The 21,236-nt window shown below is 31.6% G+C and carries 16 protein-coding genes; all 16 read right to left on the reverse strand.

Annotated elements, in window-relative coordinates; all coding sequences use genetic code 11:
- Nucleotides 1–119: 119 nt before the first annotated feature.
- A complete protein-coding gene (locus SJY37_RS11510) occupies nt 120–1,439 on the reverse strand; it encodes an MFS transporter (RefSeq protein WP_379953091.1) in 1,320 nt (439 codons plus the stop codon).
- 188 nt (nt 1,440–1,627) lie between these two features.
- Nucleotides 1,628–2,134: a hypothetical protein gene (locus SJY37_RS11515; RefSeq protein ID WP_379953092.1), complete on the reverse strand. Its 507-nt coding sequence runs from the start codon at nt 2,132–2,134 to the stop codon at nt 1,628–1,630.
- Nucleotide 2,135: 1 nt separating this feature from the next.
- Complete coding sequence (locus tag SJY37_RS11520; protein WP_379953093.1) at nt 2,136–3,047, reverse strand: helix-turn-helix domain-containing protein; 912 nt, start codon at nt 3,045–3,047, stop codon at nt 2,136–2,138.
- 129 nt (nt 3,048–3,176) lie between these two features.
- The gene (locus SJY37_RS11525; RefSeq protein WP_379953094.1) at nt 3,177–4,136 is read right to left on the reverse strand and encodes an SDR family oxidoreductase; all 960 of its coding nucleotides are present in this window, start codon (nt 4,134–4,136) and stop codon (nt 3,177–3,179) included.
- Nucleotides 4,137–4,248: 112 nt separating this feature from the next.
- Entirely contained in the window at nt 4,249–4,764 is a 516-nt protein-coding gene (locus SJY37_RS11530) for a GNAT family N-acetyltransferase (protein WP_379953095.1), read from the reverse strand.
- 286 nt (nt 4,765–5,050) lie between these two features.
- Nucleotides 5,051–5,629 carry a hypothetical protein gene (locus tag SJY37_RS11535; RefSeq protein ID WP_339844881.1) on the reverse strand — a complete coding sequence of 193 codons (579 nt, stop codon included), beginning with the start codon at nt 5,627–5,629 and terminating at the stop codon, nt 5,051–5,053.
- Between the two features lie 206 nt (nt 5,630–5,835).
- Complete coding sequence (locus SJY37_RS11540) at nt 5,836–6,528, reverse strand: hypothetical protein (RefSeq protein WP_379953096.1); 693 nt, start codon at nt 6,526–6,528, stop codon at nt 5,836–5,838.
- A 72-nt stretch (nt 6,529–6,600) separates the two neighbouring features.
- Nucleotides 6,601–7,461, reverse strand: a complete 861-nt coding sequence (locus SJY37_RS11545; RefSeq protein ID WP_379953097.1) for a glycerophosphodiester phosphodiesterase family protein — start codon at nt 7,459–7,461, stop codon at nt 6,601–6,603.
- Between the two features lie 117 nt (nt 7,462–7,578).
- Nucleotides 7,579–8,073 carry a hypothetical protein gene (locus SJY37_RS11550; RefSeq protein WP_379953098.1) on the reverse strand — a complete coding sequence of 165 codons (495 nt, stop codon included), beginning with the start codon at nt 8,071–8,073 and terminating at the stop codon, nt 7,579–7,581.
- Between the two features lie 145 nt (nt 8,074–8,218).
- A complete protein-coding gene (locus SJY37_RS11555) occupies nt 8,219–8,734 on the reverse strand; it encodes a hypothetical protein (RefSeq protein ID WP_379953099.1) in 516 nt (171 codons plus the stop codon).
- 127 nt (nt 8,735–8,861) lie between these two features.
- Entirely contained in the window at nt 8,862–9,236 is a 375-nt protein-coding gene (locus SJY37_RS11560) for a hypothetical protein (protein WP_144783768.1), read from the reverse strand.
- Between the two features lie 94 nt (nt 9,237–9,330).
- On the reverse strand, nt 9,331–10,368 hold the full coding sequence (locus SJY37_RS11565) for a redoxin family protein (RefSeq protein ID WP_379953100.1): 1,038 nt from the start codon (nt 10,366–10,368) through the stop codon (nt 9,331–9,333).
- Between the two features lie 208 nt (nt 10,369–10,576).
- Nucleotides 10,577–12,790 (reverse strand): DrmB family protein, encoded by a 2,214-nt coding sequence (gene drmB / locus SJY37_RS11570; protein ID WP_379953101.1) that lies wholly within the window; start codon nt 12,788–12,790, stop codon nt 10,577–10,579.
- Nucleotides 12,787–17,049, reverse strand: a complete 4,263-nt coding sequence (locus tag SJY37_RS11575) for a helicase-related protein (RefSeq protein ID WP_379953102.1) — start codon at nt 17,047–17,049, stop codon at nt 12,787–12,789. The genes drmB and SJY37_RS11575 overlap by 4 nt, the downstream gene beginning before the upstream one ends.
- Entirely contained in the window at nt 17,046–19,502 is a 2,457-nt protein-coding gene (locus SJY37_RS11580) for a hypothetical protein (RefSeq protein ID WP_379953103.1), read from the reverse strand. Before SJY37_RS11580 ends, SJY37_RS11575 begins: the two co-directional genes overlap by 4 nt.
- Complete coding sequence (locus SJY37_RS11585; RefSeq protein ID WP_379953104.1) at nt 19,502–21,235, reverse strand: NERD domain-containing protein; 1,734 nt, start codon at nt 21,233–21,235, stop codon at nt 19,502–19,504. Before SJY37_RS11585 ends, SJY37_RS11580 begins: the two co-directional genes overlap by 1 nt.
- Nucleotide 21,236 lies beyond the last annotated feature (1 nt).

Here is a 21,236-nt window from a genome sequence, read left to right on the forward strand (position 1 = left end):
ACTTGCTTTTTAGTATGCAACCAAATGTGATGTGATTATTCGCTTTCGCGAACATTGGATTTGCATCAACCCATGCCATTAGATTTGAGATGAGAACTCAGTAATAAGTTGGCTCATAATTACCCGTTCTCTTTTTCGACATTAGGTAAGCGGTAGCTTTTTATGGCGCCCCAAAAGCCTAAAATAGATAGTACAATGATAACAACCTCTACGGATATCAAGGATAGCGCAGCACTCAATCCTCCTGTAAAAAGTAAAATGATCCCTATGATGGTGTTACTTACAGAGACATAATTTGTTCTTTCATTACCCTTTGCCATATCTAAAACATATGTTTTTCTACCTTGACGCACGCCACTGTGCGCAATACCGAGGATAAAGAAAGCCAAGGGATATAACCATAATTGTGTTTTTAAACTAGATGAAAAGCTTACAAGAATGACTAGTACAATACCGCAAAGCGAGGCTATAGTAACTGCATATGCCATCGTATTTTTACTAAATTTATCTGCTAGTTTACCCCAGGATGGCGAACTTACAATAGAGGCAAGTCCATTTGAGATAATGAGTAACCCTAATAGATAACTAGTTCCCTCAACGTTATTTTGTGCTAATGTGACGTAAAACGGTGCAGATAGGGCAGAACAGAGTAATAACGATCTTGCGATCACGAAGTTTCTTAGGTGGCTATCTTCTTTAAGTAGTTTAATATTATCTAGAATACTGTTTTGCTCACTCTCGTCTGTTGTAATGTCTGTTGGAAATTCTTTTATAAAAGCATAAATCACCGCTGCAATGATCCACATCGAAGCCGCAAAAAATATGAGGTTTGTATAAAACTGTATATCCTCATTAGTTTTAGATTTATAGGTAATGTACAAGCCTGCAGCAAGAACTAAAACACCAGCAAAAGAGGAAGTATACCCTCCTAGTTTTCCCCTCCTCGTTTTTGGGATAGTCTTTCCTTTTACATCCTTAGAACTCACAGAAGCTAGAGCACGCGCAAGGCTAAAAATGATTAAACATATAATTATTAACCATCCCGCAGTTTGTTTTTCAAATTGTAATGCCACAATCCCTATTGCAGCAATAGCAAGACCTTGAATAATAGCACCTATAACCCAGATGTACTTACGTATGGGTTTTCTTTTTACATAGTTTGAGATAGCAACTTGCGGGATAAGGGCGCCAGACTCACGTATAGGAACAATGAGACTTATGAGAAAAACAGGAGCTCCCACATAATTCATGAGCCATGTGAGCACTGTTTTAGGATTACTTAGTGTATCACCTAGTTTTGTAAAAGTGTGTGTAAAGAGAATGCTAAAGTAATTTGTAGCAACATGTTTACAGGCCTCATCTGTAATGCCTTTACACACACGCTCATCGCCTTCATTATTTAAGTACTTGTAGAGTTTATTGAGGGAAGATGATGGCATAAAGCGATTAAGATATTTACATAATAACAAGGCAATAAATATACATCTATTATGCCTATCAATCTTTATTGGAAGTTATTGATGGGTTAGTGCGCTTTCGCGAAAGCGTACTACTAGTGAAATAATGGTATTTGAATACGAGTATGCTAGTAACTTAATAGAGGTGTATATTATTGCTGGATTATAATTTATGACTGTGTAACATCAATCTGTAATTGTCTATGATATTCCTTTAACCTTTCATTTGCGTTACTATCTATAAGTAATATTACAAGCATCATTGCGATAGTTGTAATGCAACTAGCCCTCCAGTTGTTTTTGTCAATGAATACGATAAGTAAAGCTGCAGCAACTATAATAATAGGAATTACTTTAAAAACTATTAATTTGTACTCGTTCATAGACTTTTCTGTACGCTTAATTTCGGATGCTATAAATGCTGTAGTATTGGTGTTATAGTCCGTTTCAAAACTTGTAATTCTTTTATTATTAGCATAGAGTATACCAGTACCTACAACCAAGAGTAATGCTCCGGCTACTGCAGTTGGGATAATATATGCTTTTGCAATTTCTGTTTTTCCTAGGTGCCAAAATCCCACGCTCCCAGCTATAAACAGTATGGCAAAAAGGATAAAAAATTTTGAAGAAAAGACTTCAGCTTTTGCCCACTCAATGGCAATTTTTAAAATTTCCATATTAATTCATTTGGTGTTTTTGTCTATATGTACTCGGACTCATTCCTTCTTTCTTTTTGAATAATCTAGAGAAGTAAGCTGGATACTCAAACCCAAGATCATAAGCTACTTGCGAGATGGTCTTATGCGGATCTAATAAAACATTCTTGGCTTCGTCTATTAGGTAAAGTTGTATATGCTCTGTAGAGGTTTTACCTGTTTCCTTTTTAAGCGTATCACTTAGGTAGCGCTTTGATACAGATAGATGGGTCGCAATATCATCTATACTAGGGATTCCTTTTTCTTGTAGCTGGCCAGATTCAAAATATTGATTTAAGTAATTATTAAATAATTTAAGAAGATCATTAGATAGTTTTTTTCGGTTTATGAACTGTCTTTCATAAAAGCGGTTTGCATATTTAAGGAGCGTGCTTAGTTGTGATATGATAATATCTTTACTAAATGCATCTTGATTATTGTTGTATTCAAGCGCTATGTTATCTACAATGGATATCATCTGCTTTTCTTCCTTAGGAGATAGGTGTAAAGCTTCATTTACAGAATAAGAGAAGAAACCATACAATTTGATTTGCTTTGCTAGCTCTGTACCGTTTAAAAAATCTTGATGAAAATTAATAGAAAATCCCTTTTGATCATATACTACGCTATTATCCCATTGTAATACCTGCCGCGGAGCGATACATATAAGTGCACCATTTGTAAAATCATAGGTAGTGCGACCATAATTGAGCTCGCCTTTCATTATTTTTTTGAGACTTATGCTATAACAGTCATTTGTGATTGGAGGAGAACTATCTTTTGGGCAAGGTAAAAACCCATCTCCATGTGTAGTAAAAACGCTTAACATAGGGTGCTCTGGCATTGGTAGTTCTATATATTCTAAATACGCAGATAGTGTTTTAAAATGTTGCATGATGAGTCGTGAAATTAATGATACATCCGAAAGTCAATAAACCTTCTATAATTTAAGTAATTAAAGTAATCATTTTAAAGATATGGTATCGCAGAAAATAACACCTTCTTTAAAAGAATGTATTGATTATTATGATTTTAGATCCCATTTGAAATTGGTGGCTTTCTCTGATACCTGCCATAATTGTTTCATTACTGCTTTATCTTGAGCATGTGATTCTAGAGTACATTCACCCACAGGTCCCGTCCATTGCATTCTCCCTGTAGGACCATAATATCCTTTAAGATTTAGTAGTCTTTCCTCCTCTGTAGCACACATCACTTCTGGATATGCACCCTTTCGTGCAGATTGTACTAGTGGAGTAAGTGACATTAAGCCAAAAATGATCCTATCTTTAAGGCCACCGCTGTTTTTAATTAGTGTTGTGGCAGATGCTCCAGGATGGCATACATACACATTTACATTTTTTTTCGCAGCTTTAATTTTGTCTTGAAGCTCATATGCAAACATCATTTGAGCTAGTTTACTGTGACAGTACGTTTTATTAGGATGATAATTCTTATTCCAATTCATATCTTCAAACTGAATTGTTTTAATCCCCATTTTATAGCCTTCACTTGCTACAACTACAATACGCCCCTTTGAACTCTCAATTTTATCAAACAATAAACCACATAGTAAAAAATGTCCATAGTGATTGATACCTAAATGACTCTCAAAACCATCTGCTGTAAATGTTTGTTTAGGAAGCTGTGCGACAGCTGCATTACATAGAAGCGCGTCAATTTTAGAAATCTTATTATTTATAGTTAAGGCAGCTTTCCTTACAGATTCAAGATTTGCCAGATCCATTTTGATAAAAGAAACATCTACCTGAGCACCGAACTCATCTTTTAGAATAGTAATAGCATCTTCAGATTTTTTACTGTTCCGATTGAGCATAACGACTTTTGCATTTTTTTCTAACAATAGTCTAGCTGCTTCAAAACCTGCACCAGTATTTGCGCCAGTAATTAAAAACGTTTGATTAGTTAAGTCACCTATTCGCTCCGGTGTCCATCCTTCTTTACCAAATATAGTTGCACTCATAATTATTACTTTTTAGCTTAAGATTTATGAGGGCAAAATTAGTTGTAGCTATCCTTACTTCTTGTATACACATTTTCATAATACGTATACTTTTTGGTTTAATTGTTTATAATCAGTGCTTAAAGAGGTTCTTACCTAAGATAATGCGCTCGCCTCTATCTACAGATGTTACTTGATCCATATACTTCATATCAAGTTTTTCTAATACTCTTCTAGATGCTAGGTTGTGCGGACTTACAGTGGCTATAATATTATCTAGTTGTAGGGTTTCCGCTGCATATGAAATCCAGTGGTGACCTATCTCTGTGGCAAAACCTTGACCCCAGTGCCTATCATTTAATATAAAGCCAAACTCACAATACTCTTTATCTTGATAATTGATTTTATGGATACCAGAGACTCCTATAAAACGATTGCTTTCCTTTAATATGACGCACCAGAAGCCAAATACAGGTTCTTGTTCATTTATAAAATCTGTATGAAGTAAGGAATCAAATTCGCTTCTAGTAAAAACGCTGCCTTTTAGTGTAGATGCCATAACCCGATTATTAGTGCAAAACATATCTGCAGCATCTTCTAGATGTTTTGGAGATATTGGCTCAAACCTTAGTCTGATAGTTTCTAGCATAAATAATAATCAAAGATTAGGGAGTGGAACTTTATGGATTCTAACCTGCCAATAGTGATTAGCAGTTTATCTTACATTAAATATACAAGAATTTATGGTGAAGTATACGCTTTCGCGAAAGCGCAACAGCCATTGAAATATCTGTAAAAAAACAAGCTCTTAATACAATCATGAGCTACAACTTATAGCGCGAGCCAAAGGTTTATAATGGCATAGATTGAATTAAAAGCTTGTAGTAATGGACTAGAATGCTAACTGCTTAGTGCAGCTTTTTTATTCTAATGTCTTATTCCTCATCTTCATCTTCTTGAAACTTGAATTGGTGCGCTTGCTCTAATTTGGCTAGCTGTGTTAATTCGTTCAAGTAATTCTGCTCTTGAATAGAAAATGTAGTCATCATTTTTGAAGAGCCTCCAGATAAGATAAATGCGATTATTTCATCAATAAGGTTTATAATTTTATCCAACCATTTAGGCAGTTTGATACCTATCATATCAAGAATAGCGTAGATAATCTTTTTAATTTCTTTGATAATTCTATCAATTCCAAGTTTTCCTACGAGGGATCCTATGCTAGGGAACATCCCTTTTGCATTTTTGGCAAGTGATACACCTGAGCTTATTTTTAAAACTTCAAGTACATCGCGCTCTTGTTGTTTTGAAGATTTTTTTGAACCTTCTCTAATGAACTGATTGAGTTCAAAAATTTGATTATTAAGTGATGGTGCAAATGATTGTATCACCGCCTTTTCATCTTCGTCCTCTGCATTTTTTAATGCGTGCTCGGTAATTCCGGAAACTAAGGTTTCAAATTCGCTTAAAAATTGTTCAAGAACGTTGTCTGATTTTTTTGTTTCTGTAGGCATGTCAAAAGTTTTATGATTTATATTGACACAAAACTATCTTTAGAGTATTGATATGTAGTTAGTTAATTGCTCATCTTCATTGAGCGTAATCTCCCTTTATACAGCGTGAAACAACTATTGGTTTAATAGGTTTTGTGATTAGATGGTAGTTTTGAGGTATGGCAAAGTGTTAGATTTTACAACTTCAATTTCAACTTCAACGAACCCTACCCACCAATCAATTCATAAATATTACCGTCGTTAATTTCCGAAATAGGCAAGAGCTTCTTATCTAAATTCGTTGTTTTCTTCTTACCAATAGTCGACACTCTTTTGCCTTCTATAAAGTTGGAGCTTATGTTACCGGCGCTATCTTTTGCGGCGTTCCCGTAGTTGTTATATTCAGAGCCTATGAGCATATAGTCGTTGTATGTTTTATCATATTTGATTTGTAACTCATAGTCATGTCTCATCGATTCGTGCTTCACACTGATCACATTTGCTCTGGCAACTTTTATCCTACGCTTAGGGTTTACATGTAAAAAGGCCGAAGTCAAATTACCGGTTTGGCTCTTGAGTACGAAAGAACCATCTGCTTGTCCTTCAAAAATCGCAAGTCGCACGTCTTTTGTGTTTGCGTAATCTCTGTCGTTTTTTCCGCTGGCTAGTAATACCGCGTAATCAGAAACGCCGTCTTTATTAAAATCTGACATTACTTTATTGAGTTCATTTCTAGAAATCACAAGTTCGTAATCGCTCGGGATGAAATCATTAAAACGTTTGATTTTGCTTTTAACTTCTTCTATGGATTTTATTGTGGGTTGTACAACTTCCTTTTTCTCTGGAAGCTGCTCTTTCTTTTCGGTGTTGTTGCAAGAAATTAATACGATTGAAAGGAGTAGAAGTGTTAGTCTGTTCATTGGTGTGGTAATCTAAGGTTGTAAATGCTGTTACTGGGTTATTTTAAATACTAGGCGTTGCTGGTTGATTTGCTACTTTGAAATTGCTTTTTTCACTTCAAGTGGTCTATCGGTTGCAAAGACGTCTATGCCAAGCTTTGTCCATTGTTTATAGAGTACATCGCCTCTTGCCTTTGCTTTTTTATCAAGGTTACCTAGAGTTCCTAGCATACACATCACTCCCTTTTCATGCAATTTGGCATACAGTGATGGATCTGATTCTATGGTTCCCGTAAAAGCGACCATATTTTTCCATGGAATGCCAGAGCTAGCAGCTGTATCAAACTCTTTCATATTTCTAATGCTAACAGAAAGTACAACCTCAGGATTTAATTTGTACAGTTGCTGTGCCGTTTCCATAGAGTAAGTAATAATCACCGATTGTTCTAAGGCATCATTTTCCTCTATGAAACGGAGTACAAGTTCTGGATCAACGCTGCGCTTGATGTCAACCGTGAGTATGGCGTTTTCCTTTTTTGCCCAATCTAACGCATCCTTAAATAATGGAATTTTATAATTAGTGATGGAGTCAAAATCATCTTTTAAGTGGAGATGTGAGAGTGTTTCCCAATCTTTTTGATCAACTCTTCCAGAGCCAGTTGTTGTTCTTTCTAGCGAACTGTCATGCATAAGAATTAAAACGCCGTCCTCACTACTTGCCACGTCAATTTCAAACAACGCGTTTGGAATAGACTCTTTAATGTATTTCATGGTTTCTAAGCAGTTCTCAGGGTAGCCTGCATAACTTTTACCACCGCGATGCGCACTGATTAATGTTTCGCCATTCTCAGTATAACTAAAGAACTCTTGTAGCGTATTTGTTTTCTTAGTTGACGGATTGCATCCTGCAATAAGAATTCCAACTAGGAGCAGGGGAAGTAGTAGTTTTTTCATTGGTGTGGTAGAATTGGTATTCTGGTTTTGTGAACTTAAAAATAAGAAATTGTAGAGGTTGTTAATCAGGGTTCGGTATTATTGTTAGCTATTCTTAATAAAATCTTCTTTTTGGGATTATCTAGTTTTCGATTGATCAATTCCTTTTTTTAATCTCCAGATGCCAATTCCAATCAATAATAGTGGTATTATACCGATAAGAGCTCCTGAATTTAATAAGAGTAAACCAAAGATCAATGGTAGTATGATCATTGCAATTCCTATAGCAATATTCTCTTTACCTTTTACTAGAAGACTAATATGAATCAATTGAGCATATTCAGGACTAATACCATAGTCCTCTTTTAATTTTATATCAATTTCATCTTCTGACATTAATGATTTTCGATAGCTTAAAATAGTATCAAATAAAGCATCATCTGAAATATGATATTTAATAGAAATTAAATATTTGGTTATATCTAAAGCTCCATGTATTTCATTTCTATCAATAAGCTCTTCTTGCAGTAAAGGAATATATTCAGGCTTTATAGACTTAAGCTCTAGCACTAGTTTTAATAGTTCTTCCGTAGTAAAATTTTTATAATTTTCCTTTATTGAATTGCTTTCCATTTCTTTTCAAGAAGTATTATTGGTGTGTTATTAGGCTTTGTATTCATCTTAAATTTCCTAGTTCTGATGGATATTCGTTTAATTAACACAAATTTATACTGTTAACAACGACTTACTTGATATTCACATCTTGTTCATGTAGTTATTACCGCAGCATATCGATTTTGGCTACTTCCTCCCAATTAGAATCATTATTTAAAAATAACCTTCTTGCTGTCCTTCCATTCTTTTCTTTAAATATAAAATCAAGCAATGGCTTTAATTCTTTCTCTCTTTTGTAATAATCTTCTTTCCAATCAAAAATTCCACGTAGTGGTTTGGATAGATATATTTTAGTTTGCTCTGCTAAACTCGCAACCATAGTGTCTATTTTTTGAGATAGACCATCTTTCTCATCAAATTTAATTTTCAATCTACTATAAAACCCTTTTCTGTCTAAAATGTCAGCATAGGTATCCACTTTGTATTCAAAATCTTGTCCCTTTTCAGCAAAGTGAAATTTCAACGTAATTTGATCAAACCTTACAAAATGTAATTCACAGAATTCATTTTCCAGAGTCGGACTTGACTTATTAGTGAATTGCAACTGGTGCTCCTCGATGATTTCACCAAAATGTAATTTGATGATTTTTTCTAAATCAAGCGTAAATAAATCAGTCATTATTTTTTACATATTGTTGCTCATAGACAAGAAGAACACCGATACAATAACAAAGAGGATTCTCAAGAGGATGGTTTTAAGTTTGTTTAATAATAGTTTTTAAAAGCTGTATAGAAAAAACAACCCTTTACTCAATCTTCAATGACAATAACACTCTTTGGTTCTCTATGTCTACATCTATTTCGTAGGCATATTTCCCATTTTCTAAAAGTCTTTCTCCTACATAATCTATAGGCTGATATGTAAAAGTTTCTCCATCAATTTGAAACTCAACAAAACCATATCTGTAAGCCGACTCAAAAACAATATACTCAGAGCTAGTGCCAGCAGCTAAATCCCCAAAATCAACTAAGTCGCCAGTGGTGCTAACTTGTATATTGTCATAATCAAAAGTGCTTACGTTTGTAATTCGTAGTTGTAAATTGTCTGGACTTGCATCATCATCTGATGAACATGCTAATAAAGTGAAGCTGATGAGTACTAAAAACAATAATTTTTTCATGATTATTTTTTGATTGTGATGAACGGTTTGTTAGTTGTTTGGTGATAGTAAAGTCTCGTATAAGTCTTACCGAGTGCAAATTATAAAATTATGGCTACTCCAAAAGCTTATTAATCTCTTTTTCAATGGTGTTTGTGCCTTCAGTAAAGCCTATGAACGATTTGACGATAATACCTTCTTGATTAATTAAAAAGCTATTAGGAATAGCGGTTACGGCATATTTTGAGACATTATCACCTTTCATTCCTTGTAAATCGGAAATATTAAGCCAATTGATATTATCCTTTTCGCTTGATTGTTTCCAGCTCTTTTTATCAGTGTCAAGGGAATAACTTATGAGAACAAAATCGTCTTTGCTATATTTTTTAACCAACTCAGGAAACTCCTTTTTGTTTTGTAAACGGCAAGGACGACAACCAGCTGCCCAGAAATCTAATAAAATTACTTTTCCAGCATAGTCAGAGAGTTTGTGTTGTTTGCCTTCTAGATCTGTCCCTTTGATGTCTCTAAATCTATCTCCAGCTTTGATATCAATCGCTTTTGCATAGTTCAGTAACTCCTGACCCTTTATTGAGTTTGTATTGATTGTATCTAATTTCTCATAAAAGAGTAACAAGCTATCTTTTGAGATTTGTTTTTTCATGTATAGTAGTTCCGTCAAGGCCATTTGGCTATTGGCATTAGCGTAGAGGAAGTCTACTTCTTTCTGAAACCTATTTGATGTATCGTTGTCTTGGGATATAGCGTTATATACGGTATATAGATCTGTTTGCTCAGAGCCTGTTACTTTTGCATTAAGGAAGTCTGAGTACTCTCCTGTAACGGACATATTGGTATTTTCTAAAAAGAAATAAGTATAAGGTTCTAGGGACTTACCGTTTTTATCATAAAAGTTCAAATAAGAAAGCGATGCTAGCGCTACTGTTCCAGAAAACTCAAAGCGTTCATTAACCACAAAAGCTGAGTCTATATCCTTATCAATATCTCTATTGTAAAGAACAACTTTAGTGCTGTCAGGAAAATTTTTGGCTTGTACTAATAGGTTAAAACTATCAACTTTTGTTGTAGTCTTTTCATTCTTACAAGAAACAGACACCAAGAACACCAATAAAATAATAAAGAAGATTCTCATGAGGATGGATTTGAGGTTATTAGTTATGGTTTTGTTAAGGAGTGGAAGGGAAGGAGTGGAAGGGAAGGAGTGGGCTGTTTTTTAACTCAGCTTTTCGTTAGGTTTTTGCACTTTGTTGCTTTATGCTGATAGCGTTGGTAAAGACATACTCTCTTGCAATTTTATGATGGCTGAAGCTAATTGCAAATGTGTACGACTTAGGCGCTAGCTATTTATTCTTCCCCATAAAATAACCAAATTCTTCATCAACTAACACTCTTCTATCCAACCCCAAGTTCATTTCTTCACAAGCTGTTTCTGAAACTAATGAACAGGAAAAGCAAGAAGCTAAATTTAAATCAAAAATACCTTGACCTTCGGACTCCCAACATAAAGGGTCAGAAGAACAGTTTTCCATTCTTTCTAAGCCTTTTTTTATGATTATAGATATCCTTTCAGGTTCCCCTTGTGAAACTAAACCTCCCATACTTCCTTCAGAACCTTCTGCTGTATATATTAAAACACCTGACATTTGTTTTTCAGAATTATTTGATATGTATAAACGTTCTTTTAAACTTGCAGTTGGGTATCCGCAAGAGAATTCAAGTTCACGCATAATCATATGAGAAAAACTATGAATTAAAAAATGTTTAATGCCATTATTATATATTTTCCGCATTGTTGCTGCCCCCTGAATATCAATATTTGGTTCTTGCATAAAGCGTTTAAATCTTTCAGATAATATCTTCTCATTTGAATTTATCCAATTATCCATTTTTTCTTGATTGAATTGAAAAAATAAACCTTCACCTAAAGATTCATTAGCAGGTAATATAAAGAGTTTATCAGCTTCTTCTGAAAAAATATTTTTAGCCTCTTTGGAATACTCAACTGTGCCGTTTCTCACTATCCTATCTCTCGGTTGAACTCTAGTGAAGTCAAGTTGAACTTGTGTAACTTTTAATTCTTCAATTTGTTGAACTTTGGAAAAGTAAGAGCTTAACTCCTTTGACAATTCAATGTCTGTGAATTTCAACCCTTCATCTTCATTTGATGGGTTTTGTGTAAAACAATGATATTCTTGCCATCTGTAGTTTTCGAAATTATCTATATTATTATCTGTACAATCATTATTAAACTCAATTCCCAATTTTGAAATAAGTTCATCAATTGAAAATGATAAATTTGAGATATTTATGCCACAGTCTATTTCTAAAAACTCTTCATCAACATTTTTATTAAACCATTGTTCTTTTGTTTTCTCAAATTTTGTACCTAATGTTCTATTAAATTTATCATTACATACAATTAAAGCATCAATCAATTCTTTTGATTTATTCTCTGCTAGATGCATTGGAATATATAGGCTTGAAAAACCACTGGCATAATAAACATTATTTGCAGTTACAAGAGCAGTACGCATTACTTCTTCTGGCTTAAGATTACAGATTTCATTTGGAATTGAACAACTGTCTAATTCTTGTTCCCAAGGCTTTTCACCTTTACATTTTGGTTTAATACTATTAATTCCTTCTAAATTAACTTTAAAAGCTTTGTCTTTACCAGAACCACAATTGTTGCAATGAATGTAAATACTGCCATACCCTTCAGATTTATTCTTGCTTTCAGTCCAAATTAATTCTGGTTTTGTACAACAACCATCATAACTTAATAAATCTTTAGCTTCTGGATCTTCATTTCTGTGATTGAGTTTCCAATTTAAGTATTTAGACCAAGGTATATCAGATAAATGACCATTCGGACAAATTAACAATATGTTTGTTTGATTTAAAGTTTGATATACTTTGTTTTTAACAAGGGTTCCTTCAATATTTTTTGCATAAAATTCACTTCTAAAATCATTTCCATCTCTTGGAGGAGAAAAATGAAAATCCTTTAAAATGCCACCTTGTTTTTGACATTCTTTTTTCCAAATATCTTTCCATTCATTTATTTTTTTAAGATGACCTTTCCTGTTCGTAAACCATTTAGGAAAATGAGTTGCATTAATCATATAATCAGAAGACTTACCCTCTTCTTCATTTCTATCAAGTGCAGTTTTTATTGGGTGATTTTTCCAATTAGGAGTATTAAAACTTTCATTTAATGACATATGAGGAATGTCAATCAAACAAACTAAAGATTCTAACTCTTTTTCTATTTTCAAGAATTCTACAAATCTCTTATCATCTACTATTAGAAGACCTCTATTGTTTATTTCTTTTTGTGCTTGGTTATAGATTTTTTGATTATCCGATTCATTTTCTCTAATGAGGGAAATCTTTCTATTAGCCCATTCTATAAACTTCCATTTATTAATGTCTAATATTAAAGCATATGAGCCTAATTTAGTAGTAATAATAGAACCAACACCTGCATTTGATGATAGAAGTTTGAACTTGCCAATTCCTTGATTATATTGTGCTTGATTTAGTATTTTCATTTTGAATTAATTTTTATGGCTGCTTCAGATTCTATTACTCTTAATGACATAGGGATTTGCCACTTTTCACTATGAATATCATCTACATAAGCATCTAATTCAACATATAATTGTTCTTGATTAGCATTTGTTCTTTTTGATTTATTACTGAAAACAAATGTTTTCCCATCTGCAATTTCTTTTGATGCTAATTCTTTCCATTCGTCAAAAGCATTTTTAATCCAAGATTTAATAAACTCAAGATTTTGTGGCTTAAGAAGATTCTGAATTTCCTTATCATAAACATTATTTTTGATAATACGAGTATCAAAATTAGCTGTTAATTGACTTATAATATTTGATATTTCGGAATCAGTTATGTTACAAATATTAGATGCAGATGCTCTTTCTACAAAATCAGTTGTGTGACGCAACATTGTAGCTAAGTATAATCCTAAATATCTGCTAACAGACTTTGATGTAAATGGAGTTATCGATATTGGTTCGACATAACTATACATTTTTTCGTGAAACTCAATAAATTTCTCATAATGTGAAATATCTCTTGCTCTAAAAGGATGGTGTACTGTAAGTACTAAGCCGTAAGAGTCTCTTGCCACACGGCTACTTGCTTGAATGTATTCTGCCGTATTTCTAGGCATAGAATTCATAATAATTAAATTAAAGCGAGAAACATCTATTCCTACAGAAATCATATTTGTAGCGACCAAAAACTCAGGAGGAACATTCCCTCTTTTTATTTCATCATTTTTTATGTGAGCAAATCTTAATGAAGCGTCCCATTTTTCCTCTACTTTTTTAAGCTCATTTTTAACCTCCTCACCAGAGAGTCTTCCTGTCAACTCGGACTCTTCTATTGGACCATAAGTGTATAAAGAATGAAGTAGTTTTTGCGATCTAATTACTCTATTGAAAACCCTACGAACTTCTTTTAAAATGTAAGATTGTACTTGTGACTGAGTTTTACCAACTTCTTTTAGACTATTAAAATAGGAAATAATAGTATGAAAATAATCCATAGATTTTTCAAATGAATCATATTTTTCAAAATCTATACTTTCATTATTCCCCAATTGTTGCAATTCAAACAAAGCTCTATGGGTCATTGTTATAGCAGCTAACCTCATTTGCATCCAAATTTGAGTTCTTCCTGTTGGCAATATGCCTATATACCTTCTCTTAGATTCGTAAATAAAATCTTCTTTATGATTACTAGAGAACGATCTTTTGTAAAATGAAAAGAAAGAATCATCACATTCTACGCCTTGTTTTGGGAACAGATTCACTTTTCTATCAAATAATGCTGCAATTTGAAGACCAGTATTTCTAGTTGTTGCGGTAGATGATATTACTTTTGGTCTTGTGCCATCTGTTCTTGTACATAATTGATCAACTGCCGATTCAAATAAAGCTACTGATGAACCTAAAGGACCATTTAATAAATGTAATTCATCTTGGATAATAATATCTGGTGGGAAATATCCATTTGTTGGTTTTCCACTTTCCCAATTTCCTCTACCGAACAATCTTCTAGAATCTTTATTTCTTGCTTTATCTGAATTCGAAACCTTATGAGCTAATTGAGCAAATTTATCGACCGTTCCAAAAAGCAAACTAGGAGGGTGTTGGTAAATTGTTTCGTCACAAAGATTAACAGGAATAGGTCCTAAATCGTTTCTATTTCTATTTCGTCTACTAAAATAAAATGAACATTTTTTATTTGAACATTTTAAATGAAGTTTACCATTATTGAATATATTTTCATTGTTATCAGGGTTGTCTTCTCCTTTTATATCGGATGAACACCAAGGACATTCATTAAAAGGTATTTTATTCTCTTTACCATTAACATCATTTAGTTTTTCAAATTCATATTGCAAAGAGTCTTTGTTTCTATCATTAGCTCTGTATGTCAGTTTATTTGGAATTGAATTATTTCCTACCCATAATCCAATATTTATTGGTTCTATTCCTAAAACAGATACATCCCAACGTCTAATTAATTCAAGTGCCATTATCATCAAAGTAGCTCTTTGGAACTGCTGTAATGTTAATAGTCTTAAGGTGTACCTCATAATTGCCGCAGTTCCTCCACCTCTTTCTTTGTGTAGCTTTCTACGGTTTATTATAGTTAAAGCTATTAACCCAAGATATGCCTCAGTTTTACCACCACCAGTTGGAAACCAAACTAAGTCAACATAATCATTTCTTTTTTCCCAATTAATATCATCTTCATTTTTAAAAATGCCATCTAAATTCAATAGAATAAAGGCTAATTGAAAGGCTCTCCAAGAAGTTGATTCTGTTTCTGAGAATAATTTATCACTAGCTTTTTTATAAAAATCGGCATTGAAGTTTGAAAAATTAACATCTTCCATTAAAGGAAGTACTTTATTTTTTTTAGTATATACAGAGTGCCATATCTGCATAAACATAGCAGAATTCATTAATCTAAAGGATTCTATATTTATTTCATTTGAAAGAAGATTATTAATATTTTCTTTCATTCTCTGATAATCAAGTGAGCATTTTTTAAGTTCTTGATTAGCTATGTTTTTTTCTTGGTCATTTACTTGTTTTCTCTTGTCTTTTATCCAATTTCCATAGGCGTCAACAAAAGCATTTAATCCACTAATGACTTCTTCATTTTTTGCGTCTGAAAAAGTTGAGAGCCATTTGAACTGTTGTGCCTTCGAATTTTCTAAAAACAAAGGATTTTTGTAATTCCCTTTATTGTCTTTAATTAAATCTTTCGATTTGTTTCTTGGAGTAGGGTCAACATCTGGAGTGTCACAAATAGGTATATATTCCGACTCAATGGTATTGAGCTTTTTGTCCCACTTTACCGAACAACCGTGACCTATACCAAAATCTTCGAATTGTCTATAAATATAATCAGTAGTTTCATCTTCTGAATACTCCTTTTTAGAAGTATCTAAACTTAATTCGTTATAGGGAATAAGATGTTTATTAGTAATTGATAGTTTAACACCAAAAAAGCATTTTTCATTTACTTTTTCATTGAAAGTGGAATAATATCTAGAGCTATCTTTTGCCTGTGTAAATGGAGTACTTGTATTAATTAATTGAACTTTTACAAAAATCTTTTTTGAGTTTTTTGAGTTTCTTGTATCTCTACTAAGTTGTAGGTTTAATGATAGTGAAGCTTTGCCATCTTCTTTACTTATTTCATTCTGATAAACATCTGTTAAGTCATTACTAATAATATTCCCATCTATATCAGAAACAGTAAAATCTTCATTTAAATCTTTATATAGAAAGGATATTTTATTTCTGTCTTTTGGAAAAGAAACCTTATTTAAGGAAATTCTTCTCTCGATTAATTCTGACTGCCATAATCCAAAACCACCACCATTTACATTTAATAAATTTTCAAAATGACTTATGATGTTCTCTCCTTCTTCTATTTTCTGAGAAATATCATAATAAGATTTTCTTTGTTTTAGATCTGTAATATTATATTTTAAATCATTATAAATTGTTGATTTGAGATTACTTAAATAACTTCTTTTTTGAGTAATATTTTTTGAGATGAAATACTGTTTATTAAGTAAAAATATTTCTTCTGCAACTTCTTTTTGAATGGTGCGTAGACTAGTTTTTAGTTGAGAAATATCTTCAGAATTAAGATACTTCATAAATAAAAATAAATTTCCATTTACTTCTTTTAAATGAAAGTTTTTTAATTGATGTTTTTCAATGAATTGATTAATTATTTCAAAAGGTAATTCACAATTTACTCCATATCTATTATTATAAATATTATCATTCTTTCTTTTTATCTTACTATAATATCTAGCATTAAGTTTAATCTCTAAATTTTCGTTCTCCAAAAAGCTATTATCTAGACAGCAAGTAATTCCCATTGTTTTAGGAAACATTTGATCAAGTGCTATCGTATCTGTTTCTTCTATATTATCGGTACTTGTATTTTGAGTACTTGATTCTTCTGATTCATTTTCTTCATCTTCATTACCTTCGTTATTATCAAGAGTAATTCCTTCATTACAGGTTTTGCTATTATCTTGCGGAAATAATATGCCTGTACTATATACTGCAGCAGGAACAATGTCTATTATTTCATTAGTATAATCGATAGGTTTTAATTTGTCTATTTTTGTTTTTTGAAAATCTTCATTTTCAACATCAATAAACCTAAAACCATTTATTCCAGGACCTAAAGTTTGCTCTTTTATAAATCGTTCAAGAGATTCTCTTTTTTCGTTTATTATACTCATAAATTGATGCTTTCAATTGAATCCACTTTTTGCAAGCTTATTTCAGGGTTAATTAATTCTACTAAAGCCACCAAGTTTTCAAGCAAATGATTTTCATCAATACCCAACTCTTCTAAAGAATGGTTTTTTTGATAATACTCTTTTTTGGTAATTAGTATTTCTCTTGTCTTTGAAATATCATCAAAACAACCATCATCAAATAAATCTTTAAATAAAAGATTCATTTTTCTTGTGTTATTTCTGGTAGTTTGCTTTGTTTTATTTTTAATTCGACTTATCAGAATAATATAAGCTTTAGGAAGATTTAGGTAATTACAAATTGATAAAAACACTTTTTTAACTATAGGTGCTAAAGATTTACTTTCAGGGTTTATCCAGTGATTTTCAAAATGTTGAAAGGAAACCATCTTAAGGTTCTGTTGGCCTAATAATTCTTGAATTTCAGAATACAAAGACTCTTTCCCTAAGTCTTCTGATTTACGTTTTAATAGAACTTTCCATAGACGTCCAGCATCTTCTCCGTCTTCAATGTTGAATTTTTTACGGATAACATCTAATTCTTCTTCTTGTTTGTTTATGTCTGCTAGTTTATCATATATTGGAAGTGCATTTGTTATATAATCTAAGCTCTGTATTTCAGTTGGATTTAGAGCCAATAAGTCTATTGCTCTCACAACTTTATTTGTATAATTAGACTTATAGATAAATAAGTCTGAGGTGTGATAATTATGAGGCTTTTTTTCAGATAAAAGCTTAATTCTTATTACCTCTTTATTACCATTATTAACATATGTGCTTTCTATATCCCAAGAAGTTTTTTCTTTAACTTTAGGTCTTAAGCTATTTACTTTGTTTTTAACAGCAATCCAATCAAAATAGTCAGATCTTACTTGATGATTAAGTAGTTTGTAATAATCATTGTTATTATTGAAATTTGCCCATTGAAATTTGTTTTTAAACAATAGATTGAGGAAAATTCCTTTAGAATTGATAGTAGGTATTTCAATAATATTTGGGTAAAAATAATAAGGGTAATGCCCAGGGTCCAAGTAATTTAGAATTAATAAGTTTTCAGGGGTCATTGAGTTTAATTCTTCCCAATTGATTAATTTTTTAGAATGTGAAAGTCCTAGTTCTTTCTGCAATTCTTTTTTTAATAAATTATTTTCTAAGAATTCATTTGAAATAACTATTGTTGTGTTTTCGTGAATAAGTTTTTTAATTTCATCTTTCCAAGCTGAGTTAATAATGTAATCTAATGTGTTGGATAGGTTTTCTTTTAATTCATTTTTGAGTTCATCAGGAAATTCCTGTTGTGTAGTTTCTGAAATAAGAGCTGTTCCTTCGTTACCACCAAAGACACTTTCGAGTACAATTTCTTTTATCTTTTCATTAATAACTAACGAATATATATTTCTCATTTTTATTGAGATTAATTCGTATAAGTTTTCGTGTATTTGTGTTTCTAATAGAAAGCTATCCCAAAAGGTATTACTTTCAATACCGTAAAAATTTGTTTTTAGTTGCTTTTGATTATCTATTTTCATAAGGTTATTGACTTCACCATTTGTGATAACATAGGGTTTTAATAACTCATTTTTTTCTGTATTAAATTTAAAGTCAACTTGATTTAATTTATTTTTTAAGTTGTTTATATTTACTTTCTTTTTGCCAAAAGTGATAATTAATAAGTTTTTGAATGTTGTTCCATCTTCATTCCATTCAAGAAGTTCTTTTAGGTTGAAGTTGATGAAATTTGACTTGCTTTCACTATCAAAAAGGATAATGTTTTCCAAGCTATCTACTAATTGCTCGTTTTGGTCTATTTGGTCTAATGTTTTTTCTTTATTGAAGGCAACATATGATTTGCTTACGGTTACATCTTCAATTTTAATTCCATACTGTTTTGATTTAAACTTATCAATACATTCAGTGAAATACCTAGTTAAAGTGTTTACTAGTGTATTCACTTGTAGTTTATTAGAATTAAGAATTTTGTTATTAAAATCTAACTCAGCTCTCTTTTCATCCTTTTTATTTTTCCATTTTTTGTAAATTCGATTTCCTCCATTTTTTCCACTTGCGTTGGCTGGTATTTGGTTGTTTTTTATCTCTCTTTTTATGCGTGAAATATTATCCTGAATTAACTCATTTGTTAATTCAGTTTTATCATTATCTAAAGAATATAAAAAGTGTTTTAATACTAGAAACTCTAGAATTATTGTTCTATCGTTAAAATCAAAATCTTTTTCAAAATGAAGATGTAAGTAGTTTATTTTTGACTTATTAGAAGTAGTAGTAATGTTCAGTATTCTATCAACATAGATTAATAGATTTTTTAATCTTTCTTTTTCACTATTAATTATTTCAGAAAAGATTTCTTCAAACCCATCAGTTGGGTCTTCTACAAATGGAGCTATATGTTTATTTATATGTTGATTAATTACTTCCATCAGTAAATTATATTTATTTCAACGTTATTTATTGCTCTAGTTATTCCAATAAAGAACTCATATTTATTATAGTCAGAAGGTTCTGTTACAACTAAGAATACATTTTTACTCTCAAGACCCTTATATTTTAATATAGATGTATATCTTAATTTATTTGCAGTATCGGTAATATTTTTTTCGCTTAACTCTTCAATGTCTTTAATAGCTAATTCGTAATGCATATCTGGATTACCTAAATATTCTCCTTTTAATAGTTTAGATTCTATAAGTATTATACAATCTGAACCTTTAAGTGATGAATTTTCCTGTCTAATTGAATTTAAAACATTGTTAACTAAATGTTTTTTTACTTTAGATAGGGAAGAGTGCTTTTTAATTACGATGTTGCTATATATTTCATTAAAGTTTTCAATCAAAATTTCTTTCGGATTTTCTAAAATGATTGAAGATAATAATCGAATATCAGGGTTTTGAGCACTACGCTTAATTTCATTCAATTTAAAATGAGTGAAATATTCTGTTAAAAGGTCCGCAAGTTCACCTATTGATCTGCCACCTAATGAATAGCTTTGATCAATATCGTATAATACCAATGAGTTACCATTTGTTAATCCATTTTCATTGTACCCACATAATTTATTTATAAATAAGTCCAATCCTCTGTCAAAAATATCTTGCCCTTCATCAATAACAATAAAGTCATAATATTTTGTTTTCTTAAGATTGGAAAGAGTGTCTTTTAACAACAGATAGAACTGTTCTTCCGAAAGTAATGTGATTTCAGAATATGTTTTTTGTGGGTTATGTTTTTGAATGAATCTAAAAAAAGTAGTTACTTCAATATCTTTTGCGTTATCTCGTATTTTTAATATGTTTTTGGTATAATGCATTAACAAATTATTCCAGCAAATATAAATTCCTTTTTTTCCAATTTGCTTATCTATAAATGCTTTGGCGATAGTTGTTTTTCCGCTACCTGGGGGGCCTTCAATCATAATCCTTGGGTTTTTCTTCAACCCTTCTAGAATTTCAATATTCTGTATTCCAAGCCATTTTAATGTGTCAATTGAATCATACTCATTTTTGTCATTTACTATTGGACTTAGAATGTTTTTTATTGCATTAATTTCTTGATGTGATATGTTTGTGTACGAGCGAAAGTGTTTTTTATGTCTTTTTTTAGTGTGAGAGAAAGTGTGTTTAATGAACTTTTCTATTGAATTATTATATTCTTTTGCGGTAAACTCAGTCCATAATAAGTTGGTGTCAACAAGTTTAGATTTGAACTCATAATTAACGTGAGGTAAAGCAACAGCATCACAAAAAAAACAATTTTTAAAATTATTTAATAAGTTGTCCTTTAGTGTAAATTTATAACCTTCGACTTGTTTAAAAGGATTCTGCTTCATTTTTTGCTGAAACATTTTACCATAAAAAAAGTCGTTATTTTTAGTTGATATGGGACCACCTTTAACTTCAAGAACCAGCAGCCCTTCTTTACATAAGATTAGAAAATCAATTTGAGCACTTGTCTTTTTGTAATAATTATAACTGTCTGAATGTGATGGTAATTTTAAATCGTGCCACACATACCAATCATCCTCACTATTAGTTAAATCCGAATATAATTTTTTATAAACATCAATTTCTCCTTGTAAAGGAGACCCATCTTCTTTGGTTATAATTTTATCTAATGCAGAAATCGGATTGTATGGCAGGAAAGTTACAGGCATT

It is taken from the genome of Dokdonia sp. R78006 (genome assembly GCF_042466145.1).
In the GTDB taxonomy this organism is placed as follows: domain Bacteria; phylum Bacteroidota; class Bacteroidia; order Flavobacteriales; family Flavobacteriaceae; genus Dokdonia.